General features: G+C 71.4%; 20 protein-coding genes. 9 read left to right on the forward strand and 11 right to left on the reverse strand.

All coding sequences use genetic code 11. From position 1 onward, the window contains the following. Together CLM62_RS07360 and CLM62_RS07365 are read right to left on the reverse strand one after the other, a co-directional pair. On the reverse strand, positions 1-1393 hold a 1393-nt coding region (locus CLM62_RS07360; RefSeq protein WP_143658969.1), incomplete at its 3' end, for an ATP-dependent helicase. Between the two features lie 257 nt (positions 1394-1650). Next, the gene (locus CLM62_RS07365) at positions 1651-2040 is read right to left on the reverse strand and encodes an MGMT family protein (RefSeq protein WP_179381988.1); all 390 of its coding nucleotides are present in this window, start codon (positions 2038-2040) and stop codon (positions 1651-1653) included. 186 nt (positions 2041-2226) lie between these two features. Here CLM62_RS07365 and CLM62_RS07370 point away from each other — a divergent pair, with 186 nt between their 5' ends. The 3 genes from CLM62_RS07370 (at position 2227) to CLM62_RS07380 (ending at position 8460) form a co-directional block, all read left to right on the forward strand. Further along, a complete protein-coding gene (locus CLM62_RS07370; protein WP_095749047.1) occupies positions 2227-5001 on the forward strand; it encodes a lysylphosphatidylglycerol synthase transmembrane domain-containing protein in 2775 nt (924 codons plus the stop codon). Between the two features lie 227 nt (positions 5002-5228). Further along, positions 5229-6773 carry an alpha/beta hydrolase gene (locus tag CLM62_RS07375; protein ID WP_095749048.1) on the forward strand — a complete coding sequence of 515 codons (1545 nt, stop codon included), beginning with the start codon at positions 5229-5231 and terminating at the stop codon, positions 6771-6773. 136 nt (positions 6774-6909) lie between these two features. After that, a complete protein-coding gene (locus CLM62_RS07380) occupies positions 6910-8460 on the forward strand; it encodes an alpha/beta hydrolase (RefSeq protein WP_095749049.1) in 1551 nt (516 codons plus the stop codon). Between the two features lie 98 nt (positions 8461-8558). On the opposite strand, the gene moeZ is transcribed toward CLM62_RS07380, so the two are convergent. The 7 genes from moeZ to CLM62_RS07420 all read right to left on the reverse strand — a co-directional run bounded on the left by moeZ (position 8559) and on the right by CLM62_RS07420 (position 17740). Continuing rightward, positions 8559-9737 carry an adenylyltransferase/sulfurtransferase MoeZ gene (moeZ, locus tag CLM62_RS07385; protein WP_095749050.1) on the reverse strand — a complete coding sequence of 393 codons (1179 nt, stop codon included), beginning with the start codon at positions 9735-9737 and terminating at the stop codon, positions 8559-8561. Between the two features lie 63 nt (positions 9738-9800). Continuing rightward, positions 9801-10550, reverse strand: a complete 750-nt coding sequence (locus tag CLM62_RS07390; protein ID WP_095749051.1) for a spherulation-specific family 4 protein — start codon at positions 10548-10550, stop codon at positions 9801-9803. Beyond that, complete coding sequence (locus CLM62_RS07395; protein WP_095749052.1) at positions 10538-11497, reverse strand: NAD(P)-dependent oxidoreductase; 960 nt, start codon at positions 11495-11497, stop codon at positions 10538-10540. Before CLM62_RS07395 ends, CLM62_RS07390 begins: the two co-directional genes overlap by 13 nt. Before the next feature lie 369 nt (positions 11498-11866). Continuing rightward, positions 11867-13162: a hypothetical protein gene (locus tag CLM62_RS51165; protein ID WP_095749053.1), complete on the reverse strand. Its 1296-nt coding sequence runs from the start codon at positions 13160-13162 to the stop codon at positions 11867-11869. Continuing rightward, positions 13162-14862: a DUF3492 domain-containing protein gene (locus CLM62_RS07410; protein WP_257003707.1), complete on the reverse strand. Its 1701-nt coding sequence runs from the start codon at positions 14860-14862 to the stop codon at positions 13162-13164. The genes CLM62_RS51165 and CLM62_RS07410 overlap by 1 nt, the downstream gene beginning before the upstream one ends. 209 nt (positions 14863-15071) lie before the next feature. Beyond that, positions 15072-16628: a DUF3152 domain-containing protein gene (locus CLM62_RS07415; RefSeq protein ID WP_373559117.1), complete on the reverse strand. Its 1557-nt coding sequence runs from the start codon at positions 16626-16628 to the stop codon at positions 15072-15074. Positions 16629-16636: 8 nt separating this feature from the next. Beyond that, positions 16637-17740 (reverse strand): alpha/beta fold hydrolase, encoded by a 1104-nt coding sequence (locus CLM62_RS07420; protein WP_257003708.1) that lies wholly within the window; start codon positions 17738-17740, stop codon positions 16637-16639. Between the two features lie 179 nt (positions 17741-17919). Here CLM62_RS07420 and CLM62_RS07425 point away from each other — a divergent pair, with 179 nt between their 5' ends. From CLM62_RS07425 to CLM62_RS07440, 4 genes are all read left to right on the forward strand, one after another. Further along, the gene (locus CLM62_RS07425; protein ID WP_095749056.1) at positions 17920-18144 is read left to right on the forward strand and encodes a hypothetical protein; all 225 of its coding nucleotides are present in this window, start codon (positions 17920-17922) and stop codon (positions 18142-18144) included. Between the two features lie 191 nt (positions 18145-18335). Next, positions 18336-18977, forward strand: a complete 642-nt coding sequence (locus CLM62_RS07430; protein WP_095749057.1) for a TetR/AcrR family transcriptional regulator — start codon at positions 18336-18338, stop codon at positions 18975-18977. Between the two features lie 152 nt (positions 18978-19129). Then, the gene (locus CLM62_RS07435; protein ID WP_019754243.1) at positions 19130-19357 is read left to right on the forward strand and encodes a DUF3107 domain-containing protein; all 228 of its coding nucleotides are present in this window, start codon (positions 19130-19132) and stop codon (positions 19355-19357) included. A 235-nt stretch (positions 19358-19592) separates the two neighbouring features. Beyond that, positions 19593-19862 (forward strand): hypothetical protein, encoded by a 270-nt coding sequence (locus tag CLM62_RS07440; protein WP_095749058.1) that lies wholly within the window; start codon positions 19593-19595, stop codon positions 19860-19862. 85 nt (positions 19863-19947) lie between these two features. On the opposite strand, the gene CLM62_RS07445 is transcribed toward CLM62_RS07440, so the two are convergent. Next, on the reverse strand, positions 19948-20703 hold the full coding sequence (locus CLM62_RS07445; protein WP_095749059.1) for a ferritin-like fold-containing protein: 756 nt from the start codon (positions 20701-20703) through the stop codon (positions 19948-19950). A 467-nt stretch (positions 20704-21170) separates the two neighbouring features. On the opposite strand from CLM62_RS07445, the gene CLM62_RS07455 reads away from it, so the two are divergent. After that, on the forward strand, positions 21171-23702 hold the full coding sequence (locus CLM62_RS07455; RefSeq protein ID WP_095749060.1) for a DEAD/DEAH box helicase: 2532 nt from the start codon (positions 21171-21173) through the stop codon (positions 23700-23702). A 275-nt stretch (positions 23703-23977) separates the two neighbouring features. Then, on the forward strand, positions 23978-24856 hold the full coding sequence (locus tag CLM62_RS07460) for an alpha/beta fold hydrolase (protein WP_095749061.1): 879 nt from the start codon (positions 23978-23980) through the stop codon (positions 24854-24856). Here the strand turns inward: CLM62_RS07460 and CLM62_RS07465 are convergent. After that, positions 24853-25746, reverse strand: a complete 894-nt coding sequence (locus CLM62_RS07465; RefSeq protein ID WP_095749062.1) for an NYN domain-containing protein — start codon at positions 25744-25746, stop codon at positions 24853-24855. The genes CLM62_RS07460 and CLM62_RS07465 overlap by 4 nt on opposite strands. Between the last annotated feature and the right edge of the window lie 207 nt (positions 25747-25953).

Raw genomic sequence — 25953 nt, forward strand, 5'->3', positions numbered from 1 at the left:
CCTCCGCGGCGGCCACCGCCCGCAGCGCCGTCAGCAGCGGTGCCACCGCGGGCTCATGTCGCAGGGGCAGGTCGTCGCCGTCGATGTCCAGGGGGACGCCGGCCGCGGTGAGCGCGCGGCGGACCGTCGGGATGGTGCGGGAGCCGGCCCGCACCAGGACGGCCATGTCACTCCAGGGGACTCCGTCCTCCAGGTGCGCCCTGCGGAGGATGTCGGCGATGTTGTCCAGCTCGGTGCCGGGCGTCGGGTACGTGTAGACCTCGACCTGGCCCCCGCCCCGTACCGGAGCCAGTTCGCGATGGGCGCGCACCTTGTCGGCCGCAAGGCGGGTCAGCGGCATGCGCTGGGTCAGCAGCCGGGTCGCGGCCAGCAGGGCGGCGCCGGAGCGGCGGGAGGTGCGCAGGACCTCGACGGGCGCGGGGCGGCCGTCCGCGCGCGGGAAGGCCCGCGGGAAGTCCAGGATGCCGTTCACGTCCGCGCCTCGGAACGCGTAGATCGACTGGTCGGGGTCGCCGAAGGCGAGGAGGGTGCGGCCGCCGCCGGCGAGGGCGTGCAGCAGCCGTACCTGCGCCGGATCGGTGTCCTGGTATTCGTCGACGAAGACGGCGTCGTACTGCGCGGCGAGCCGCGCGGCGACCTCGGGGCGGCGGGCGAGGAGGACCGCGCGGTGGACCAGTTCGGCGTAGTCGAGCACGCCCTGCAGGTCGAGCACGTCGAGGTACTCGGCGAGGAAGGCGGCCGCGGCACGCCAGTCGGGGCGGCCGATACGGCGGGCGAAGGCGTCCAGGGCGCCCGGGCCCAGGCCCAGTTCACGGCTGCGGGCCAGGACCGCTCGGACCTCGTCGGCGAAGCCGCGGGTGGTCAGGCAGGCGCGCAGTTCGTCCGGCCAGCGCACATGCGCGAGGCCGAGCCGCTCCAGGTCCGGCTGGCCCGCCAGCAGTTCGCGTACGGCGACATCCTGTTCGGGGCCGGACAGCAGCCGTAGCGGCTCCACGAACAGGTCGGTGTCCTGGTGGGCGCGGACCAGGGCGTAGCAGAACGAGTGGAAGGTGGTCGCCTGGGGAGCGCGTGCCGCCCCTATGCGCAGCGCCATACGGTCGCGCAGCTCGACAGCCGCCTTGCGGCTGAACGTCAGCACGAGCAGGCGCGCGGGGTCCCCGCCCCGGGCGATACGCGCCGCCACCGACTCGACGAGCGTGGTGGTCTTGCCGGTGCCGGGACCTGCGAGAACGAGCAGCGGGCCGGTGCGGTGGTCAACCACGGCGCGCTGGGCGGCGTCCAGACGAGGGGGATCCACGCGGGCCGGCGGGGTACGCACCAGTCGGTAAGCGCCACGGTTCCCCTGTCGCACCTGGGTGTGCGACAGGCGCCTGGTGGAGGAAGAGGAGCTCACGTGGTTCGCCGGTCCTGGTGGGTGTGCTGTGGAAAGGACCGCCGCGCGTGGAGGGCGGTGGCCGGGGGGTGAGGGGGATACGCGCTGGCGACGCTACGCCGACGGGCGGCGCGGAAGCAGGTCTTCCGCTTCTTCCCTCACGGCACTCGCGACACGTATGTCCCTCGCTTCACGAACGTACGCCATGCCACGTACGTGCCCTGCTTCCCCCGTGCGGGCTTCGGGTTGCCCCTCGACCCGTCCGATGGCGGATGCTGTCAGATGTGACCCTGCGCGCGTTCGCCGCCGTCCCACCGGGCTCGTCTCAGGTCGACCCGCGGGAGATGGCCCTCGGCGGCTCTGCCGGCCTGCTTCAGCGGCGTGCCCTCCTCGCGGTAGTGGCCGAGCGCCTCCAGTTCGTGCCCCGGAAGCAGCACTCCGTCCGCGCGCACGACACGCCACCAGGGAACGGCCCCGCCGTAGAGGGACATCACACGGCCGACCTGACGGGGGCCTCCCTCCTCGAGCCACTCGGCGACGTCGCCGTACGTCATGACGCGCCCGGGCGGAATCCGTTCGGTCACGTCGAGGACCCGCTCGGCGTACTCCGGCAGCGTGTCCGTGTACTCCGCGTGGGCGTCGTCCTTCGGCAGGCTCTCCTCGCTCATCCGCCCCATATTGCCCGACGCCACCGACAATGTGACGCGCTCGCGACCGTGCGTAGCCTTCGCTCCGGGGCGGCGCTTCGGGCAGACTGTGCGCCCCCGCAGGTGCACCCTGACGCCCCCGTGTGTCGGTGGGGCATGCCACCATCGTGCGGGCGGTGACCGGTGATACGAGACCAAGAAGAGACGATGAAGCAGCAGGGTGTGCACCCCGAGGACGCGGACAGCACCTCTGCCGCTTCGTCGAGCCCGGGCACCGCCGACCCGGGCGAGGCGGGCAAGAAGGCGGACGACGACAAGAGCGCAGACGAGGCCGACAAGGAGGCGCCCACGACCCGGTCCGTGTCTGAAGACGACCCCGACGAGGTACCCGCCGACGAGGTCGAGGGCGACGAACCGCTGCTCCCCGCGCGCGTGCACCGGCCCTCCGACCTGATGCGGCTGCTGGTCGGCGTCATCGCCGTCGCCGTACTGCTCGCGATCGCCGCGTTCGCGCACGGCACCACCTCGGGCCTCGAAGAGGACATCAACAAGGGCACCGGCCAGGCACCCGACCTGCTCACCAATTTCGCGGGACTGGCCTCCAGCATCGCCATCCTCCTGGTGCCGGTCGCGTTCGCGATCGAGCGGCTGATCAAGCGTGACGGGCTGCGTATCGCCGACGGCGTGCTGGCGGCGGTGCTCGCGCACGGCGTCACCCTGGCCACCGATCTGTGGGTCGCGCGGGCCGCCCCCGACTCGATCCAGGAGGCGCTCACCAAGCCCTCCCCCGGCGACATCCACGCCCTCACCGACCCCGTGCACGGCTATCTGGCTCCCGTCATCGCGTACATGACGGCCGTCGGCATGTCGCGCAGGCCGCGCTGGCGGGCGGTGCTGTGGATCGTGCTGCTGCTCGACGCCATCTCGATGCTCGTCGCCGGCTACACGACAGCGTTCTCGATCACCCTGACGCTGCTGATCGGCTGGACCGTGGCCTACGGCACGCTGTACGCCGTCGGCTCGCCCAACGTCCGTCCCACAGGACGGACCCTGATGGCCGGCCTCAGGACCGTCGGCTTCCATCCGGTGAGCGCGTCCCGCGTGGAAGTGTCGGACACGCCGGAGACCGGCGACCGCGGCCGCCGCTACTTCGTCACCCTGGAGGACGGTCCGCCGCTGGACGTGACGGTGGTCGACCGGGAACAGCAGGCGCAGGGCTTCTTCTATCGCGCGTGGCGCAATCTGACCCTGCGCGGCTTCGCCACCCGCAGCAGCCTTCAGTCGCTGCGCCAGGCACTGGAACAGGAGGCACTGCTCGCGTACGCGGCCATCGCGGCCGGCGCCAACGCGCCCAAGCTGATCGCCACCTCGGAGCTGGGCCCCGACGCGGTGATGCTCGTCTACGAGCACACCGGCGGGCGCACCCTGGACTCGCTGCCGGACGAGGAGATCACCGACGAGCTGCTGCGCGACACCTGGCATCAGGTGAGGGCCCTGCAGTCCCGGCGGATCGCGCACCGCAGGCTGGTGGGCGACGCGATTCTGGTGGATCGTTCCGGCACGGTGATCCTCACCGATCTGCGCGTCGGTGAGATCGCGGCCGGCGATCTGCTGCTGCGCATGGACATCTCCCAGCTGCTGGTGACGCTGGGCCTCAGGGTGGGCGCCGAGCGCGCGGTGGCCGCGGCGGTGGGCGTGCTCGGCCCCGACGCCGTGGCCGACTGTCTGCCGATGCTCCAGCCCATCGCGCTGAGCCGATCCACGCGCGCGACGCTGCGAAAACTGGCCCGGGAACGGGCCGAGCGCGAGCGGGAGGCGGTGCTGGAGACGTCCCGGCACGCCAAGCAGACCCGCCTGGAAGAAGCGCCGGCCGAGGCCGGGCCCGTACTCGAAAAGCCGGACAAGAAGGCCGTGAAGGCGGAAGCCAGGGCCGAGAAGCGGGCCATCGACGAGGCTGTGGAGGAGGCGCGCGAGGAGGATCTGCTCACGCAGATCCGCCACGAGGTGCTGCTGATCCGGCCGCAGGCACCGGTCGAGCCGGCCTCGCTGCAGCGGGTGCGGCCGCGCACGTTGATCAGTTTCATCGCCGGTGCCATCGGCGCGTACTTCCTGCTGACCCAGCTCACACACATCGAGTTCGGCCCGCTCATCGCCAACGCCGAGTGGGGCTGGGTCGCCGCGGCCGTACTGTTCTCAGCGGCGAGCTACTTCGCGGCGGCGATGGCCCTGCTGGGCTTCGTACCCGAGCGAGTGCCATTCGTGCGCACGGTGGCGGCTCAGGTCGCGGGATCGTTCGTGAAGATCGTCGCGCCGGCCGCCGTGGGCGGTGTCGCCCTCAACACGCGCTTCCTGCAACGCGCGGGCGTACGCCCCGGGCTCGCGGTGGCGAGCGTCGGTGCGTCGCAGCTGTTCGGGCTCGGCTGCCACATCCTGATGCTGCTGTCCTTCGGCTATCTCACCGGCACTGAGAAGACTCCGTCGCTGTCGCCGTCCCGCACGGTCATCGCGGGTCTGCTGACGGTGGCGGTGCTCGTGCTCGTCGTGACCTCCGTGCCGTTCATGCGGAAATTCGTCGCCACGCGCGTGAGGTCGCTGTTCGCGGGTGTCGTGCCCCGCATGCTCGACGTGCTGCAGCGACCGCAGAAGCTGGTCGCCGGCATCGGCGGCATGCTGCTGCTCACTGCCTGCTTCGTGATGTGCCTGGACGCGTCGATCCGGGCGTTCGGCGACGAGACGACCTCGATCAGCATCGCCAGCGTGGCTGTCGTCTTCCTTGCCGGCAACGCGCTCGGCTCCGCCGCCCCGACCCCGGGAGGCGTGGGCGCGGTCGAGGCGACCCTGACGCTCGGTCTGATCGGCGTCGGCCTGCCCAAGGAGGTCGCGGCGCCCGCGGTGCTGCTGTTCCGGCTGCTGACGCTCTGGCTGCCGGTGCTGCCGGGCTGGCTCGCCTTCAACCACCTCAACCGCAAGGGCGCGCTGTAAGGGGTCCTTGCACTGTGCCCGCCCGGGTCGCGCGGCCTGGCACCGCACCTCGCCACGTTGCCGAAACGCCCACGTGGCTCCGACGAGGGCGCTCCGGCGCCTTGCGATGCACGGCACCAGACCACGCGACCTGATCCGGTGCTCATCGTGCAAGGACCCCTTAAGTCACGTACCTCGTACGGCCCGCGCCCCGAGCGCCCCGCCGTAGGCGACCGCAGGATGGAAGCATGCCGAACCCTGCCCGGCTGCGCGCCGCCGCCCTGACCGCCACCGCCCTTGTGCTGACCTCCGTACTGGCGGGCTGCGGCGACGACTCCGAGGACGAGGACCTGTCGGCCCAGAAGCTGAGCTGGGAGGACTGCCCGGCGCCGTCCGAGGCGGAGGGCGGCGGTGACGCCCCGTCCCCTCTGCCGAACGGCGACAAGTGGCAGTGCGCCACCATGAAGGCCCCCCTCGACTGGGACGAACCCAAGGGCGACACGATCAAGCTGGCGCTGATCCGGGCGAAGGCCAGTGGCGACGCGAGCAGGCGCATCGGCTCGCTCGTCTTCAACTTCGGCGGCCCCGGCGGCTCCGGCGTCACCACACTGCCCGCCTTCGGCAAGGACTTCGCGACCCTGCGCACCCGCTACGACCTGGTCAGCTTCGACCCGCGCGGTGTCGGCCGCAGCGTCCCGGTCGAGTGCCAGAACGACCTCCAGCTCGACGCGTACTTCCAGCAGGACGCGACTCCCGACGACACGGCCGAGCGCGCCAAGCTCCTGGACAACACCAGGGAGTTCAACGCGGCCTGCGAGAAGAACTCCGAGAGGATGCTGCCGCACGTGCGCACCACCGACGCGGCCCGCGACCTGGACCTGATGCGGAAGGTTCTCGGCGACGACAAGCTGCACTACTTCGGCATCTCGTACGGCACCGAACTCGGCGGCGTCTACGCCCACTTGTTCCCCAAGAACGTCGGCCGCGCGGTCTTCGACGCGGTCGTCGACCCGACGCAGAACCCCGAGCAAGGCTCGCTCGGGCAGGCCAAGGGCTTCCAGCGCGCCCTCGACAACTTCGCCGAGGACTGCACCTCCAGGACCGAGTGGTGCCCGATCGGCGACAGCGCCGAGGACGTCAAGAGCCGCATCGCCGAACTGCTCGCGGACCTCGACAGCAAGCCCATTCCCGGCTTCTATCCGCGCGAGCTGACCCAGACGCCCGCGGCCAACGGCATCCTGCAGGCGCTGTACTCGCAGGACCTCTGGAAGTACCTCACCGAGGGCCTGGAGCAGGCGTACGGCGGCGACGGCAGGATCCTGATGGCGCTGTCCGACGCGATGAACGGGCGCAACGAGAACGGCGAGTACAGCAACCTCACCGCGGCCAACGTCTCCATCAACTGCGCGGACGAGAAGCCGCGGTACACCGCCGACTACGTGGAGCGGAAACTTCCCGAGTTCCGGGCCGCCTCGCCGCTCTTCGGCGACTTCATGGCCTGGTCCATGCTCACCTGCACCGACTGGGCGGTGGCGGGCGCCGCGGACCATCCCGACGTGAGCGCGCCCGGATCCGCGCCGATCCTCGTCGTGGGGAACACGGGCGACCCGGCCACGCCGTACGAGGGCGCGCGGAAGATGGCGGCCGCGCTGGGCAAGGGTGTCGGTGTCGAGCTGACGTACAGGGGGCAGGGGCATGGGGCATACCGCAGCAAGAACAAGTGCGTGCAGGACGCGGTGAACGGCTATCTGCTGGACGGGAAGGTTCCGGCGGCCGGCACCGTCTGCTCCTGACCCCGCACCGGAAACCCGGGAAACGCGCTGGTCAAAAGGTTATCCACAGGCCGAAGCGGCCGTCGCGGGATCCGCCTACCATGGCCGGACCGCCATCCGCGGCACGAGGCGGACGGCCTGCGAGGGGGGAAGTGCAATGACGCGATTCGTACGGTGGACGGCCCTGGGGGCCGCCGCCGCGCTCCTGGTGACCGGATGCAGCGGCGGCTCGTCCGGCGACGACAAGAGCAGCGGGGAGACCGGCACGGCGCGGCCGTCGGTCGGCTCCTCCAGCGCGGCCACCGCCGCACCGCCCTCCTCGCTGACCTCGCAGAAGCTGGACTGGGGCGGCTGCAAGGCCACCGCCGACTCCTCCGCGCCGGGCAGCGACTGGCAGTGCGCGACACTGAAGGTGCCGCTGGACTGGTCGAAGCCGGACGGCGAGACGATCGGCCTGGCGCTGATCCGCTCCAAGGCCCGCGGAGAGAACCGCGTCGGCTCGCTCCTGTTCAACTTCGGCGGCCCGGGCGAGTCGGGCGTGTCCGTGATGCCCGGGTACGCCGCCACCGCATCCCTGCTCCGTGAGCGGTACGACCTGGTCAGCTGGGATCCGCGCGGGGTCGGCGCCAGTGAGGGCGTCCGGTGCCGCAGCGACAAAGCGATCCAGGCCTCCGAATCGGTGGACATCACACCCGACACCCCGACCGAGGAGGAGGCGTACTTCCAGGACGCCGCCGACTTCGGCAAGGGCTGCGCGAAGGACGCGGGCAAGCTGCTGGCGCACGTCTCGACCACCGACACCGCCCGCGACATGGATCTGATGCGCCAGGTCCTCGGCGACAGCAAGATGCACTACTTCGGTATCTCGTACGGCACCGAACTCGGCGGCGTCTACGCCCACTTGTTCCCGAAGAACGTGGGGCGGGTGATCCTCGACGCCGTCGTCGACCCGAGCGTCGGCACGGTGGGCCACGCCGAGAACCAGGCCCGGGGATTCCAGCGCGCGCTGGACGCCTACCTCGAGTCCACCGGCCAGGACCCCGCGGAGGGCTCACGGAAGATCGTGGATCTGCTGGAGCGCATCGACGCCAATCCGCTGCCCGCCTCGTCCGGGCGGAAGCTGACCCAGACGCTGGCGTTCACCGGCATCATCCTGCCGCTGTACAGCGAGGACAGCTGGCCGACCCTGACCAGCGCGCTGGACGCGGCGGAGCGGGGAGACGGCTCCGAGCTGCTGGCGCTCGCCGACCTCTACAACGGACGTGACCCGTCGGGGCGGTACGGCACGACGACCCACTCGCAACGGGTCATATCGTGCTTGGACGACAAGCAGCGGCCCACGCCCGAGGAGACGAAGAAGCTGCTGCCCCGGTTCGAGAAGATTTCGCCCGTGTTCGGGACGTCCCTGGGCTGGGACACGGCCGGCTGGTGCCACGACTGGCCGGTGGCCGGCCAGTACGACACGCCGGAGGTGAGCGCGCCCGGTGCGGCACCGATCCTGGTGGTCGGCAACACCGGCGACCCGGCGACGCCGTACGAGGGCACCCGGAAGATGGCGGACGAGCTCGGCAAGGGCGTCGGTGTGATGCTCACCTGGAAGGGCGAGGGGCACGGAGCCTATGGGAGCGGGAGCGACTGTGTCGACTCGACGGTGAACGCGTACCTGCTGAGCGGCACGGTGCCGAAGGACGGCAAGGTCTGCTCATGACGACGGCGGGGGCCTCGGGCACCTGCGGTGCGCGAAGCCCCCGCCGTCACGGAAGCGAGGCGAGCCCCCGCCCTCATGTACGGGGTGCCGGCCGCGGCCTAGTACACCGGCTTGTGCGGCTCGATCTGGTTGACCCAGCCGATCACGCCACCGCCGACGTGCACGGCGTCGGAGAAGCCCGCGGACTTCAGAACGGCGAGGACTTCCGCACTGCGGACACCCGTCTTGCAGTGCAAGACGATCTTCTTGTCCTGCGGGAGGGTCTCCAGGGCGGTGCCCATGAGGAACTCGTTCTTCGGGACCAGCCTGGCGCCCGGGATCGAGACGATCTCGTACTCGTTGATCTCACGGACGTCGATGATCTCGATGTTCTCGCCGTCGTCGATCCACTCCTTGAGCTGCTTCGGAGTGATCGTCGAGCCGACGGCCGCCTCCTGGGCCTCCTCGGAGACGACGCCGCAGAAGGCCTCGTAGTCGATGAGCTCGGTGACGGTCGGGTTCTCGCCGCAGACTGCGCAGCCCGGGTCCTTACGGACCTTGACCTGCCGGTACTGCATCTCCAGGGCGTCGTAGATCATCAGGCGGCCGACGAGCGGCTCGCCCGTGCCGGTGAGGACCTTGATGGCCTCGGTGACCTGGATGGAGCCGATGGACGCGCACAGCACGCCCAGGACGCCGCCCTCGGCGCAGGAGGGGACCATGCCCGGCGGCGGGGGCTCCGGGTAGAGGCAGCGGTAGCAGGGGCCGTGCTCGGACCAGAAGACGGAGGCCTGGCCGTCGAAGCGGTAGATCGAACCCCACACGTACGGCTTGTTCAGCAGCACGCAGGCGTCGTTGACCAGGTAGCGGGTCGCGAAGTTGTCCGTGCCGTCGACGATCAGGTCGTACTGGCTGAAGATGTCCATCACGTTGTCGGCCTCGAGCCGCTCCTCGTGAAGGACCACGTTCACGTACGGGTTGATGCCGAGGACGGAGTCGCGCGCGGACTCGGCCTTGGAGCGGCCGATGTCGGCCTGGCTGTGGATGATCTGGCGCTGCAGGTTCGACTCGTCGACCTCGTCGAACTCCACGATGCCGAGCGTGCCGACGCCCGCGGCGGCCAGGTACATCAGCGCCGGCGAGCCCAGGCCGCCGGCGCCCACACACAGCACCTTGGCGTTCTTCAGCCGCTTCTGCCCGTCCATCCCGACGTCGGGGATGATCAGGTGGCGGGAGTACCTGCGGACCTCGTCTACGGTGAGCTCGGCGGCCGGCTCGACCAGGGGTGGCAGCGACACGGGGACTCCGTTGGTCGGTCAATCACTACGGTTGTTCTCCTCGTAACACTGCCATGGCCTTCTTCATTCCGAGACACCTGTTCCGATCCGCGAGACGATTTCGTCCCAGTAGCCGGGCATGGCCTCCCAGGGGTCGACGCGTCCGCAGCGGTCCGTGCGGTCGGTGAAGTAGATCGTCGCGGCGCCCTGCCAGCGGGCGATGCGCAGTGCCTCGTCGAGGTGGCCGCGCGGGACTCCGTGCACGAAGTGGCAGAAGCGGTCGGGTGGGTAGTCGGCGGTCCACTCGGCCACCTGCGACCAGCGGTAGTCGCTCCACGGGCCGGAGAAGGTGACCAACTGGTCGGCGCTCTCGGCATAACCGGGGTGGGGGTGGGTGCCGTGGCCCAGGACGATGTGGGCGTCGTCACGGATCGCGCGGAGTGTCGTGACGGTGCGGCGGATCTCGGGGAGCATGGCCCGTTCGGTCGGGCAGCGGTCCAGGAAGAAGCCGTCGGCCCGGTACCAGTCGAGGTAGCGGTGGGCGTCGGAGATCACCTCGCCGAAGGCGCGGGCTCCGTGGGTGACGTCGAGGTGGCCGAGGACGCGGATACCGGCGTTGCGCAGGCGGCCGGCCGCCTCCAGACAGTGCGGGTCGGGGCGGGCGCCGGGGCCGTTCGCGACATTGAGGACGACCCAGTGCAAGGGTGTGCCGGGACGGGTGAGCTCGGCCCATTCGACGGGGGCGACGAGGGGGTGTGCGAAACCCGGGATGCCGAAGCCGGTGCACAGGTCGGTGCTCGCCGTGCCGGATGTGGTGCTGGTCAGATGCGGCATGCCGCCTCCATCCAGATGTCGGCGAGGGACTCCTCGAGGTTGATCCGGGGGCGCCAGCCGAGCCGGTCGCGTGCGGTGCGCACGTCGGCCTGCTGCCAGCTGCCGCAGCCGTCCGGGTACGGGTACGCGACCGGGGCCGCGTGGTCCGAATCGGTGCGGGGGTGGCCGATGGTCGCCCTCAGCGGGCCGGGAGGGCCGTCGAGTTCGTGGAGGGCACCGGCGTATCCGGCCACGCGGGCGAGGACCGCGGCGGCGTCACGGAGGCGGACGGCGCGGCCCGAGCCGATGTTGATGACGCCCTGCGCGGCGGAGAGCGAGGCGGCGTGCACGGCGCGGGCGACGTCGCGGACGTCGACGAAGTCACGCTGGGCCCCGAGACCGCCCAGCTTGAGCTCGCCGTCGCCGGACTGCATGGCGCGGCGCATGGCCTCGGCCAGGCGGCCCAGCGGGGAGCCGGCGGGGGTGCCGGGGCCCGCCGGGGAGAAGACCCGGAGTACTACGGCGTCCAGGCCGGAGCCGAGGACGAGTTCGCTGGCGGCGAGTTTGCTGACGCCGTACGGGCCGCCGGGGCGGGGGACGGCGTCCTCCGCGGTGGAGGAGCCGGGCTGGCTGGGGCCGTACTCGGCGCCGCAGCCGATCTGCACGAGGCGGGCGCCGCAGCCGCTGCGGCGCAGGGCCTCGCAGACGGTGGCCACGGCGACGGTGTTGTGGCGGGTGAGTTCGCGGGCGCCGCCGCGGGTGGCGCCGGCGCAGTTGATGACCACGCCGGGGTGGACCGCGTCGAGGAAGCGGGTGAGGGCGCCGGGGCTGCCGGACGCGAGGTCGAAGCGGACATCGGCGTCGTCGCCGCGGCCGAGGGCGGTGAGCTGGACGGCCGGGTCGGCGAGCAGGCGGTCGGCGACGAAGCGGCCGAGGTAGCCGTTGGCTCCGATCAGCAGGACTCTCATCGGGCGGCTCCCGGGGCCGAGGTCTCGTCGGGTCGGGAGGTGTTCATTTGGGGTCTCCTTCGGGGGTTGCCTCCGGCGGTTCGGCCGGGTGCGTTGTGCCTCCGGCGGTTTGGCCGGGTGGGGATGCCTGCGGCGGCCTGTGCGGATGGGGTGGGGGCGCGCGCAGCGCCTGCCGCTTGGTGGTGGGTCGGGGCCGCGCCGGGGGGTGTCCGTCCTCGGAACGGCGCGGAATCGGTCTCTCACCGAGCGGAATCGGTCTCTCACCGACGCGGCCGGGTTGACGCGCCAACCGCTGCGGGCGGACACCGCCCGACACGTCCCCTTCCCGCCGTACGCGACTGCGGGGAGGGGGGAGCACACGCCGCCGCGTCAGCACGGCTTCTCCCTCGGTGCGTGGGCCGACGCTCGCGTGAGCCTGCGGGTTGCGTGGAGCAGGAGGATCAGTGCGCCTGTTCCGCAGGTCAGTGTCTGGATGCTGCCCGGGCCCCAGGTGTCCGTGAGGATCTGGATCGGGGTGGCCAGGGCGTCGCAGCCGGGGAGGCGGGCTGTGAAGATCGTGGCCAGGGCCGTTGCCTGGGCGGTGGCTGTGGCCGTGAGGATGACCTTTGGGGCGTGGTTGAAACTGTGCGTGGTGAGGAGGCGGGCCAGGAGCAGGAGGGCACCCAGGGTGGTGGTCTGGGCGTAGGGGACGGGTTCGTCGAGGGCCGCGCCGCACGCCGCCAGGAGGGCGATGAGGGCGCCGAGGAACAGGGTGAACGTGGCGAACAGCAGGGGGCGTACGGAGGCGGCGAAGTCCGCCAGGCCTCGGCTGGCCGTCAGTTTGCGGCGGGCTCTTGTTGCGAAGAAGTGGGCGATCCAGGCCGCGGGGGCGCAGGACAGGGTGAGGGCCAGGACCGGGGCGGTGGTGAGGGCCCAGGGTGCGTCCGGGGTGCCGTCGGGAAGGCCGTCGGGGCCGCCTGCGAGGGCCGCCTGGAGCAGGCCGTCGCCGAGGAGGGCGTAGGCGATGAGCCAGTACGTCCAGGTGCTGGTCGTGCGGGTGCGGGTTGTGGTGCTGAGTGGGCCGCGGGCCAGGGCGGCGCGTAGGGCCAGGGCGACGGCGAGCGTGCCTGTGGCGGCCACGGTGAGGCGGGTCTGGCCCTGGGTGAGGCGCAGGGCGATCACGGTGGCTGTGCAGAGGGCTCCGGGGAGGAGAGTGAGCAGGGCCCAGGCGGCGCGAGAGGTGTGGTTCGGCTGAGGTGTGGGGCGCGGGGGTGTCTCGTCGTCGCGGGAGACGCGGGCGTACATCTCCTCGGCGAGGGAGAAGACGTCCCGGTGGCGGAAGCGTGCCGCGGTGCGGTCCGTGATGCCGTGGGCCTCCAGGCCTGCCGCGATCTCCAGGGGATCCACGGCCCGTTCGCACAGTTCGCGGTGGCAGTGCATCAGGGCCTTGACGGGGTCGGCGGCGGTACGGCGGGCTGTGGAGGGGCGAGTTGTGGTCGCCGTGCGGCCGGGTGTGGTCCCGGTCGTTCCTTGGGAGGCCTTTACGTCCGCTTCCGTCCCGAGCCACTCCTCCGACGGTGCGTCCCATGCTCCGGGGCGGTCCGGCGTTCCGGGGCGGTCCGGGGTTCCGGGGCGGTCCGGGGTTCCGGGGCGGTCCGGGGTTACGGGGCGGTCCGGTGCGCTCATCACGCGCCCTCCCTGGCGGGGACCGGTGCCGTGGCTCGTACCGGCGGTCCCGCGGCCCAGCCGGGGCCGCCGCGGGCCACGACGCGCGCGCTCCGACCGGTCCAGCGGCCGGGTACGTGAGCCTCGGCGGGGGAGGCGAACGGCAGGGGTGCGCCGGTTTCGTCGAGGGCGACACGCCGGACGGGGGTACGCGAGACGATTTCCAGGTAAGTGCTGTGAAATGCCGCGATGTTCTGCTCGACGGTGAACAGTTCCAGCGCGCGGGCGCGGGCGGCGGCGCCCAGGCGCGTACGGCGCTCAGGGTCGCGCAGCAGCGCGACGCAGGACTCGGCGAGCGCCCGCGGATTGCGCGGGGGCACGACGAGTCCGGTGCCGCCGATGACCTCGACGACCGCGCCGACGTCCGTCGAGACCGTCGCGCGGCCGCAGAACATGGCCTCGACGAGGCTGATCGGGAAGCCCTCGACGACGCTGGACAGGACGGTCACGGCACCCGCGGCATACGCGTCGGCGAGGGTCGGCAGCTCCGGGCCGCCGATCTCCTCGAAGGAGACCGGATTGTCGCCGACGGCGTGCGGGCCCTCCGCCTCGTCCGGGAAGAGCTGCGCGGCCAGGGCCTTGCAGTGGCCGAGGTAGGCCGCGCCTTCCGGGCCGGAGGGCGCGCCGACGATCCGCAGGCGGGTCTTGGGCTCTTCCTTGCGGATCTCGGCGAAGGCGTGCAGCAGTGACACCAGGTCCTTGGCCGGCTCCACCCGGCCGACCCACACCAGGGCGTGCGGGTCCGCGCACTCCGGTGACTCGCCGACCTCCGCGAAATGGGCGGCCTCCATGCCCGGGTAGACCGTGCGCAGCTTCTCGCGGCCGGCGCCGCAGCGCTCCTGCCAGCGGCGGGCGTGCGCGTTGCCGGGCGTGACGATCGCGGCCCGGTCGTAGATCTCGGCGGCGAGCCTGCCGTGGAAGGCGGTGAGCAGGGCCCGCACGGCGGGCGAGGCCTCCGTGGCGGTGAGGTAGTGGGTGCGCAGCCGCACGCCATACTCGGTCACCAGCAGGGGTACGCCGCAGAAGTGGTGCGCGAGCAGGCCGGGCAGGGCGGCGGAACCACCGGACGCCGCGTGGCACAGGTCGACCGAGCCGAGGCCGGCGTCCTCGTACCAGTCGAGCGAGAGGGGGCGCAGGGCGCGTTCCAGCTGTGCTGCGACGGTGAGCAGATCCGGTACGCGCGCGTCGCGCGCCGCGCGCACAGCGCCCGGTGCGCGACAGGCGCGCTCCAGGGCGCGTACGGCGGTCTCGGAGCGGAGCGCTCCCACCAGTCCGCCCTCGTCGCGGGCGAGTTCGGCGAGCCCGTACAGGGCGCTGGCGAAACGGTCCGCCTCAGGGACCGATGCCTCGTCCGAGGGGGTCACGCCGCTTCCCGCACACAGCACGGCAGCCAGGTCGCCGTAGCACTCGGCGAACCGCCGGCGTGCGCGCCGCCCGTACACGACCCCGTCGTCCTCCGCCGTCCACAGCGGTGCCGTACGCACCCTGCTGACCTGCGGCGGCAGGGGGACCCAGCCCTCGTCCTCCTGGCGCTCGCTGCGGCTGAGCGCGTAGATGTCGAACTCGTGCTGCCCGAGCCCGCGCACGAGCCGGTCGCACCAGAGCCTGGCATCACCGCTCACATACGGATAGCCACCCTCCGTAAGCAGTCCGATGCGCACGAGCGCACCCCCGATCTCCCGTATGGGGAGCCGCCGTTGTCTCGACGGCTCACAGCGGGACGAACGTATGCGGACAAGGCGGTGGCGCGACGGACGGTTGTCCATCGCGCCACCAAAAAGGGTGAACGGTCGTAACTTTCGCGTGCGGTTCGCGTTTTGTCGCTCTAAGAGATCAAGCGACCACAGATCGTCCTGCTACGGCTGACTGCTCAACTCCGCGGATAGGGCCAGGGGTTGGCTCGACAGTGGATTCCGTCATGGTCGAGGAACTTGGTCTGCTGCTGCATGACCGGGGCGAGATCGCCGTCCTTGTCGCAGGTGACGTGGCTGTAGCCGAGCCGATGGCCGATCTCGTGGTTGATCAGCATCTGCCGGTACGAATGGATCTGATCCCCGTAGGTCTCCGACCCCTGCGCCCATCGATAGGCATTGATCATCACGCGTTCGGTGGCGGCCGAGTCGCACGACACGTTGTCCACGGTGGTGTCCAGACCGGACTTGGCGCACCAGTCGGCGGTGGTGCCGGGGCTGGCGAGCGTGATCACGAAGTCGGGCTTGCCGGAGTAGATGCGCTCGAAGGTACGAGAGCCGTTGTGGGCCCAGCTGCGGTCGTCGTTGAGCGTCTTCTGCACGGCCTCGGCGAAGAGTTCGCCGTCCAGACCGAGCCCCTGCTCCACGTCCACGCGGTAGGTGTACTTCTGCCCGGTGCCCGGCGCCTGGTCGATCCCCGCGATCGCGTCGAACTTTCCCGAGCCCTTGAGCGTGGCGCTGAGCGCGTACCTCTTGTCCATCTTCTGCTCGTACGTCAGCGTCGCCACGCCGGGCGACTCGGCGGGCGTCGGCCGCCCCTCCCCGCGCGAGGCGGAGTCACGGACGTCCCGGGCCTGGTCGGTGGCGGACTGCGACTGTACGGCGGTGTCGTCCCGCCCGCTCGTGACCTGACCGGCCACGACGACGGCCAGCACGGTGGTGACGGCGGCGGCCGCGATCCCGGTGTACGTCCGCCCCTTGGCGCCCTTGGCCGGCACGGGCTCACCGATCGGCGGCGCGTCGTCGCCATCGATTCCGTCGGCACCGTCGCCGCCGGTCTCGGTGGGCCAGGCGGTGACCGACCCGTACGGGTCGGAGGCGTGCGTGGTGACCTGGGCCGAGGACCTCCGGGGCGCGAAGACGTCGTCGTCCGCCTCGAAGGCGTCGAGGTAGTCCTGCCGCGGCCCCGCCCCGGTCGGCGGCGCCGACCTCTGACGCGGTATCACGGGCCCCGGCCCGCCGTACCCGGCACCGGCCCGCCCGCTCAACTCACCCCAGCCGCCACCGGGTTCACGCTGCTCGGGATGCCCACCCCGAACCTGTGGGACGCCATGGGCGGGCGTCCCGTCGGGAAGCCGGGGAATGCCGTGCGCGGGCGTCCCGTCGGGAAACCGGGGAATGCCGTGCGCGGGCGTCCCGTCGGGAAACCGGGGAATGCCGTGCGCGGGCGTCCCGTCCGCCATGCGCGGAACACCACGGGCAGGCGTGCCGTCGGGAAGACGTGGCATCCCGCGCGCGGGCGTCCCGTCGGGCAAACGGGGCACCCCACGCGCGGGAGGGCCGTCCGCAGGCCGCGGGAAGCCCTGCGCAGCCGTGCCGTACCCCGGCGTCCCGCCCATCGGCGGCGCCTGTTGGCCGGTCGGCGGACCTGGAGGCCGGCTCCGGACCGTCATGTCCGTGTTGTCGCCCTTGGGGGCACGTTTGGTAGCAGGTCCACGTCGACTGTGGCGTCCCACGTCGCGACTCAGCTCCCTGCGTTCGTCGTGCCCGGTATTCCGGCCCCGCCACCGGAGCCACCCTGCCCACCGCCGGAGGCTACCCTCTCGCCGCCGGAGCCGGTCGCCCCGCCCCTGGAGGACATGGAGCCGGCGGATTCACCCGCCGCACCGCCGGAGGCCCGCGTCTCCGCGAGAAGGTCCCGGAACGCCCCGGCCACCGCCTGCGGGTACTCCATCATCGCCACATGTCCCGCCTCCGGAAGGGTAAGCAGGCGCGAGTCGCGGAAAGTTCGGGCCGCCTTCTGGGCCATGCGGAAGCCGACCAGCTGGTCCCGGCCGCCGTAGATCAGCAGGGTCGGCGCGAGGACGCGCTCGGCCTGGCGCCACAGCGCGTGCTGTCCGCCCAGCGTGTACGCGTTCACGAGCCCGCGCGCGGAGCGTGTCATCGCGTCCCAGAAGTACGGCAACTGCAGCCGCCGTTCCATCTCCTCCACGGCGTGGCGGAACGCTTGCGGCGACACCCGCCCGGGATCGCCGTAACACAAGGACAGGACCCCGCGGACCCGCTGCTCCGCCGTCCACTCCCTGGTGAACCGCGTGAAGACCCCGGCCACCCCCGGCACCGCCAGCAGCCCCGTCGGCACGGCCCTGCGCTGGACGCGGATCTCCGGCAGGGCGGGCGACACCAGGGTGAGCGTCCGTACGAGATCGGGCCGCACCGCGGCGATCCGGGTGGAGACGGCGCCGCCGAGCGAGTTCCCGAAGAGATGCACCGGCCCGCGACCGGAGGCGTCGAGATAACGGATGACCGCGCGCGCGTGTCCCGTTATCGAGTAGTCACCGTCGTCCGGCGGCGGGGAGTCGCCGAAGCCCGGCAGATCGACGGCCTCGCCGTCGACGGCGTCCTCCAGCAGCTGCATCAACGCCGACCAGTTCTGCGAGGAACCGCCGAGGCCGTGGACGTACAGCGCGGGCGGCAGCCCCTCGCGCGCGGGGGGCCTCGACCGCATCGTCAGCGTGATCCCCGGCAGCCCCACCGACCTGAGGCGCTCGCCCTCCCCGACCCTGACAGGTGCCACCTTGGGGAGCACAGTGGCGGGCGGCACGAACGGCAGCTCGGTCGAAGACATGCGGCAATGTTACGAGACGATCACGCAGTGATTCACGTGTTCGCCGTCACAGACAGGCGCTCGAATCGATGGCGTACAGATCAATGGCGTCCAGATCGGGTGTCTCCTAGGCTCGTACGCAGGGCACCCGCATGTTGCCCCCTGTTCCACTCAGGGATGTTCTAGGAAGGGAGCCCACCATGGCCGTTGACCCCACCGACCCGGAGACGTTCGTGGACGACGACACCGAGGAGGCCGAGGAGTTCGACGTCGAGGCCCCCGAGGTCGACGCGGCCGAGCAGCACACGGACGTCACGCCGGACCGCGACGACCGGCTGACCGGCGTCGACCCGGACCGCGCCAACGAAGCCGATCTCATCGAACAGGCCCGCGTGGTCTCCATCGACGAGGACGACTATCGGTGACGTACCGAAGAGACCACCTCTGAGCAGGGGCGGCGCATTGTGCCCGCTCTGTCCCTGTTTGAAGCGTCCTGCATGGTATTTGTCACCGTCCGGTCCATGAAATTCTGCGCTCTCACCGCGCACAGCAGGGTTACCGAAAAGTACGATGGCCGCGCGGCGCACACCGCATGTGGACGACTTTGGGAGGCGGCGTGACAGCCATCGAGCAGACAGAGGCGGCACGCCCGCGAGGCACGCGCCTGCCGCGCCGTGCCCGACGGAACCAGTTGCTGGGCGCCGCCCAGGAAGTCTTCGTGGCACAGGGCTACCACGCGGCCGCGATGGACGACATCGCCGAGCGCGCCGGCGTCAGCAAGCCGGTGCTCTACCAGCACTTCCCGGGCAAGCTCGACCTGTATCTCGCACTGCTGGACCAGCACTGCGAGTCCCTGATCCAGGCCGTACGGAACGCGCTCGCGTCGACGACCGACAACAAGCAGCGTGTCCGGGCGACCATGGACGCCTATTTCGCGTACGTCGAGGACGACGGCGGCGCCTTCCGCCTGGTGTTCGAGTCGGACCTGACGAACGAGCCCGCGGTGCGCGAGCGCGTCGACAAGGTCACGAACGAGTGCGCCGAGGCGATCTGCGACGTCATCGCCGAGGACACCGGCCTGTCGCGGGCCGAGTCGATGCTGCTGGCCTCCGGCCTCGGCGGGCTCGCCCAGGTGGTGGCCCGCTCCTGGCTGCACAGCGACCGCAGCGTGCCGCGCGACCAGGCGGTCCAGCTGCTGACCTCGCTGGCCTGGCGCGGCATCGCCGGCTTCCCGCTGCACGGCACGGACCACCACTGACCCGCACACGCGCGTAGCTGGGCGTTTGTTCCCGCCCACTGTTCGCTCCTGGCGTTCTTGCCCGGTGCGTGAACGTCCCCTCACCGGGCTAATGTGTGCGGAGTACGGCGCGGAAGGTCGCGCACTTCACTGACCGTCGGAGGGACATAGCCGTGGAGGTCAAGATCGGCGTGCAGCACGCGCCCCGCGAGATCGTTCTGGAGAGCGGTCAGAGTGCCGAGGAGGTCGAGCGGGCGGTGTCCGAGGCGCTGGCCGGCAAGTCGCAGCTGCTTAGCCTCGTGGACGAGCACGGCCGCAAGGTCCTGGTCCCGGCGGACCGCCTCGCCTACGTCGAGCTCGGCGAGCCGGCCCCGCGCAAGGTGGGCTTCGGCGCGCTGTAGTCATAGGCGTAGCCCTACGCGGCGAGGGGCCCGGCGACTGTCCGTCGCCGGGCCCCTCGGTTTCCGTATGTATTTCTCTGTATTTCTCCGTGTGTTTCTCCGCACGTGTCACTCCACGTGTTTCTCCCCATGTGGAGCACGAGTAGCGCACAGCTGAGGATTGGATTCCGCAGGTCACGGGTAAGACGGGCTACGACCGTAACGCGCAGTGTGGCCGTGTGGGAGGGACCCCAACATGTTCTTGGAAGCGCTCGGCTCCGCTCTGCTCGGTCTCGCACTGGCGGGGGCGGCGATCCACCGGTTGTCCCACCGTATGCCGGCCCGCTCCCTGGTCATCGCGACCGGAATCGCGGGGGCCCTGTTCGGCGCCTTCCTCACGCACGGCGCGCTGGACGCGGGCAACGTCCTGCTGATCCTCGTCGGCGCGACGGTCGTCTCCGCGGCCTCGCTCTCCCTGCTGCTGCGCCCCGCGGGAAGACTTCGCCGACGATCGGCGACCGCCTGAGCCGTCGCCGACCTCGGCGTCCAGACAGGCCCCGGCGACATCCCGGCAAGCACAGGCGGCACCCCGGCAAGCCCAGAGAGAAGACCTAGGCCGCCAGCCCCAGTGCAGCCATCCGCTTGGTGTGCGCCTCGGTGATCCGGGAGAACATCCGGCCGACCTCGGCGAGGTCGAAGCCGTCCGCGACGCCGCCCACGAGCATCGTCGACAGCGCGTCCCGGTCGGCGACGACCCGCTGGGACTGCGACAGGGCCTCGCCCATCAGCCGCCGCGCCCACAGCGCGAGCCGCCCGCCCACGCGCGGGTCCGCGTCGATCGCCGCGCGCACCTTCTCGACGGCGAAGCCGGCGTGCCCGGTGTCGTCGAGCACGGCCAGGACGAGTTCCCGGGTGTCCGAGTCGAGGCGGGCGGCGACCTCGCGGTAGAAGTCACTGGCGATCGAGTCGCCGACGTACGCCTTGACGAGCCCCTCCAGCCAGTCCGAGGGCGCCGTCTGCCTGTGGAAGCCGTCCAGCGCGGCGACGAACGGCTCCATCGCCCGGGTCGGCTCCTCACCGATCTCCGTCAGCCGGTCACGCAACTGCTCGAAGTGGTGGAACTCGGCCGACGCCATCTTCGCCAGCTCCGCCTTGTCCGCCAGCGTCGGCGCCAGCTTGGCGTCCTCCGCGAGCCGCTCGAAGGCCGCCAGCTCCCCGTACGCGAGCGCGCCGAGCAGGTCCACGACCGCGGCCCGGTAGTGCGGATCGGCGGAGGCCCGCGCCCAGTCCTGGGCGGCGACTCCGGTGTGTCGTGCTGCTGCGTCGGAGGCGTTCTCAGGCTTGTCAGAGGTCGTCATGAAGCGCACAATAGCCCGCCCGCCGCGCGACGGAAGTACCTGGTCAATCAGTGTGACGACCACTACGTGACCAAATCGGCCATCGCATGTGCGCGATTCCGGGGTATGGTGGTAATGCGCCCGCTGAGTACTCTGACGTACTCGACGGGCCGCACGTTATGAGGATGCCCGGTCGGTGGCCCGATCGGCTCCGACCCGACAGCCCTCCCGTCCGTACGGCACAGTGCGTACGGAGTCCGGAGGGGGACCCTCAGCGGTTCGAGCGCTAGAGCGTCGGCAGTGGTCCCGTGCCATACGGCTCGCCCGTAAGGCAGTCGACGTCCCCAGCACGGTCCTAGACGACCCCCGAGCTCGCCTCGCGCCGCACACACAGAAGAGGCAGCACCCTGACTACTTTCCGAGAGCTCGGGATCCTTCCCGAGACCGCCGAGGCCCTCGAAGCCGTCGGCATCATCAACCCCTTCCCCATCCAGGAGATGACCCTCCCCGTCGCCCTCTCCGGCACGGACGTCATCGGCCAGGCCAAGACCGGCACCGGCAAGACGCTGGGCTTCGGCCTCCCGCTCCTCGAGCGCGTCACCGTCCCCGCCGACGTAGAGGCCGGGCGCGCCAAGCCCGAGTCCCTCACCGACGCCCCGCAGGCACTCGTCGTCGTCCCCACGCGTGAGCTGTGCACGCAGGTCACCAACGACCTGCTGACCGCGGGCAAGGTGCGCAACGTCCGCGTCCTCGCCATCTACGGCGGCCGGGCGTACGAGCCCCAGGTCGAGGCCCTCAAGCAGGGCATCGACGTCGTCGTCGGCACCCCGGGCCGGCTGCTCGACCTCGCCGGGCAGAAGAAGCTGAACCTCAAGCACGTGAAGTGCCTCGTCCTCGACGAGGCCGACGAGATGCTCGACCTGGGCTTCCTGCCCGACGTCGAGAAGATCATCAACATGCTGCCGGCCCGCCGCCAGACCATGCTGTTCTCGGCCACCATGCCGGGAGCGGTCATCGGCCTCGCGCGCCGCTACATGTCGCAGCCCACCCACATCCGCGCCACCGCGCCGGACGACGAGGGCAAGACGGTCGCGAACACCGCGCAGTACATCTACCGCGCGCACAACATGGACAAGCCGGAGATGGTCGCCCGCATACTGCAGGCCGACGGCCGGGGACTGGCCATGGTCTTCTGCCGTACGAAGCGCACGGCGGCGGACCTCGCCGACCAGCTGCAGCAGCGCGGTTTCGCGTCCGGCGCGGTCCACGGCGACCTCGGCCAGGGCGCGCGTGAGCAGGCCCTGCGGGCCTTCCGCAACGGCAAGGTGGACGTCCTCGTCTGCACCGACGTCGCCGCCCGTGGCATCGACGTCGAGGGCGTGACCCACGTCATCAACTACCAGTCGCCGGAAGACGAGAAGACGTACCTGCACCGCATCGGCCGTACGGGCCGCGCGGGCGCCAAGGGCATCGCGATCACGCTCGTCGACTGGGACGACATCCCGCGCTGGCAGCTGATCAACAAGGCGCTGGACCTGAAGTTCAACGATCCGCCGGAGACGTACTCCACCTCCCCGCACCTCTACGAGGAGCTGAACATCCCCGCGGGCACGAAGGGAGTCCTGCCGCGCGCCGAGCGCACGCGCGCCGGGCTCGCCGCGGAGGAGCTGGAGGACCTGGGCGAGCCGGGCGGCCGTGGTCCGCGCGGTCGCGGTGACCGAGGCGGTCGCGGCGGCCGGGATGGCCGGGACAGGGACAGCCGGGGTGGTCGGGACGAGTCGCGGTCGGCCGAGGGTGAGCGTTCGGCGCGTACGCCGCGTCGCCGTCGTCGTACGCGCGGCGGGGCGGTCTTGGACGCGACGGCGCCCTCCGAGGCGGTCGCTCCGGAGGAGACCACCGCGGCGGAGGACGCCACCTCGACCCGTACCCCGCGCCGCCGTCGCCGCACGCGTGGCGGAGCGGCGGGGGAGGCGGTGCCGGCGACGGACGTCGTGACCGCGACGCCTCAGTCCGCTGAGTCCGCCGTGGCGACGGCCGAGGGTACGGCTCCGGAGTCCCTCGAGGGCCCGGAGGCCAAGCCGCGCCGCCGTAGGACCCGCAAGTCCGCGGCAGCGGCGGTCACTTCGGGCGAGCCCGCGGTGTCCGAGCCGACGGCGGCGGAGATTTCGGAGCCGGTATCGGTGGTGCCGGAGACGGCAGACGCGGCAGCGGTGTCGGCGGTGTCGGAGCCCGAGGCTCCGGTCGCCAAGCCGCGTCGGCGGACCCGCAAGGCCACGACCGCGGCGGAGGCCGTCGTCGACAATGCCGAGGGGGCCACTGCGGCTGCGCCTGAGACGGCGGACGCGGGGGCCGCGGAGGCTGCTGCGGAGACCAAGCCGCGCCGCCGGACCCGCAAGGCCGCGGCTACGGCCACCGCCGAGGCCGCTCTCGACACCGCCGAGGCCGCGGAGGCCAAGCCGCGTCGCCGTACGCGTAAGGCCGCGGAGCCCGTCGCTGCCGTCACGGCCGAGATTCCGGCCCAGGCGGTCCAGGAGCCGGAGTCGGCGTCGGCGTCGGCCGAAGTGGTGAAGCCGCGTCGCACCCGGAAGGCCGCGGTTTCGGCCGAAGCGGCCGTGGACAGCGCCGAGGGTGCGGAAGGTACGGCGGCCAAGCCGCGGCGCACGCGGAAGACCGCGGCGGCTGCTGAAGCCGCCGTCGACAGCGCCGAGGGTGTTGAGGCCAAGCCTCGTCGTACCCGGAAGGCCGCTGCGGCCAAGGTGGCGGAGCCGACGGAGCCGACGGACGGGGATGCTGCGGAGGCCGCGGAGACCAAGCCGCGTCGACGCACTCGCAAGGCTGCCGCGCCTGCGGCTTCCGGTCTCGCGGCGGACATTCCGGCGCAGGCTGCTGAGGAGCCGGAGGCTGCGCCGCGTCGGCGTACCCGTAAGGCGGCGGTGGCGGTGGAAGCGTCGGGGGAGGCGGCCGAGGTGAAGCCCAAGGTGCGGCGTGCCCGGAAGGCCGCGGTGGCCACGGAGCCTGCGGAGAGCTGAGCTCTTGCCGTACGACGGTCCGGTTCACCTTGTGTGGGCCGGGCCGTTGGCGTTTCTCGCCCCGCCGCCCCTACCCGTCCCATCACCAGGGGCTCCGCCCCTTCGACCCCGCCAGGGCGCTCCGCCCCCTGGTCCCCGGCCTATGCCCACCCACCACCCGACTCGGTACCTCGAGAGGTGCACCACACCCCCGGCCGACTCGCTCGGCCGAAAAGTGGACCACCCCCACCCGACTCCATCCCCCGACAGACACGTCCACCCGATACCCTCCCCCCGTGAGCAGCCAGCCCGCCTTCACTCCGCCCCCGGGCGCCCAGGCCTACCCACTGCGCACCCCCCGCGGTGAATTCGCCGTGGTCGACTCCCCGGTGCCCCTGGGCATCGAACCCAAGGGTGTCGCCCTGATGTTGCCCGGGTTCACCGGCAGCAAGGAGGATTTCTCGCTGCTGCATGAGCCGCTGGCCGCGCGCGGGTACCGGGTCGTCGCCGTGGACGGGCGTGGGCAGTTCGAGTCCGATGGGCCCCAGGATGACGAAGCCGCCTATGCCCAGGACGAACTGGCGCGGGACGTGCTCGCTCAGGCCGGTGCCCTCGGAACGCCCGTGCATCTGGTCGGGCACTCGCTCGGCGGGCAGATCGCCCGTGCCGCCGTGCTGCTCGACCAGTCCCCCTTTCTCTCGCTCACCCTCGTCTCCTCGGGCCCGGCGCAGATCTCCGACTCGCAGCAGCAGCGTGTGAAGCTGCTGCGGGACGCGCTCGCGGTGATGAGCATGGCCGAGGTGTGGGAGGCCATCCGGGCGATGGGACCGCCCGAGGAGGTCGGCGGCCCGGCCCGCGGCATCGGCGGCATGGAGCAGCTGAGCCGACGCTGGATGGGCAACAAGCCCGCCCAACTTCTCGCCACGGGTCGTCAGTTGTGCACGGAGCCGGATCGCGTCGCCGAACTCGCCGCCGTACCGCTCCCGTTCCATGTCCTGTCGGGCGTCCATGACGACACCTGGCCGGTGACGCTGCTCGACAGCATGGCTCTACGGCTGGGGGCGCGCCGGACGGTCATCCCGAAAGCCGAACACTCCCCCAACGCCGACCAGCCCCTGCCGACCGCCCGTGCCCTCGCCGACTTCTGGGACAGTGCGACGGAACCAAGCCGCTAGTACTGCGTCCGCAAGTGCTCCCAGAAACCGTCCCGCAGGACCCGGCGCAGGTCGGCCTGGCCGCGGAGCGAGTACTGCAGGAGGCCCTCCGCCTCCACCAGCAGGTCCTGGTCCACCGACCCGGGCAGGTACGGGTGGCCGGGCAGGAGTTCCACCAGTGAGTCGCGGCCCCTCGCCGCCAGCCACTTCGCCGCGATCTGCGCGCCGACGAAACGGACGTCCTCGCGGGTGGGGCGGGTCGCCGTCGCCTCGTAGGCGGGGGCCGTGCGCCGGGAGACGTACGGCTTGAAGAAGTCGAGGTCGAAGGTGCGCTGGCTGTCGACCTCCCAGAGCAGGGGCTCGGCCTGGTTGCGGCCTTCCGGTGCCTCGATGCCCCACAGGTGGACGCGCGCGCCGTACCCCTGCGCCGCCTCCACCGCCGAGACCAGGTCCTCGTCGCCGCCGAGCAGCGCCGCGTCGCTGATGGCGCGGTGGCGGGCGAGGGACTCCAGGTCGGAGCGGATCAGGGAGTCGACGCCCTTCTGCTGGTTGTTGGCGTTCAGGTTGCCCAGCCGGACCTTCACGTCCGGGAGTTCGGCGATCGACTGCTGCTCGGCCGTGTGGATGCGGCGTCTCGCGCCGTCGTACCAGTAGACCCGCAGCAGCCGGCTGTCCGCGAAGATCGTGCGGGCCCGGTCGATGAGCGCCTCGATGAGCCCTTCGGTGTCCAGGTCCAAGGCACGGCGGTCCTCCGTCCCGGCGACCAGGCGTCCCGCGGCCGCGTACAGGTATCCCGCGTCGACGAAGATCGCATGGGTCGAAGGCGTCTTCGCCACCTCGGCGAGCATGCGCTGGAGCAGCTCGTTGGTGCGGTCGATGCGGGCGCTGAGGGCCGCGAGGTCGTCGTTCATCACCTTCCATTGTCCCGGCGGTCACGCTGCGAACACAACCGGTCCCGGTCAGTCCTGTTCAAGTGGCTAACCGGTCAGTAATTAGCCGTTCGAAAAATTTCCTTAGCGTAGGGAATGTTTGTAACACGCAGCTCGTTGACTACTTACGGAACGCGGGGCATCGACGCTCCGTGGGCCATCCACAAGTAGTTCTCCTCAGGAGGATGA

Origin of the sequence: Streptomyces sp. SA15, from assembly GCF_002291145.1 — a bacterium.
GTDB lineage: Bacteria > Actinomycetota > Actinomycetes > Streptomycetales > Streptomycetaceae > Streptomyces.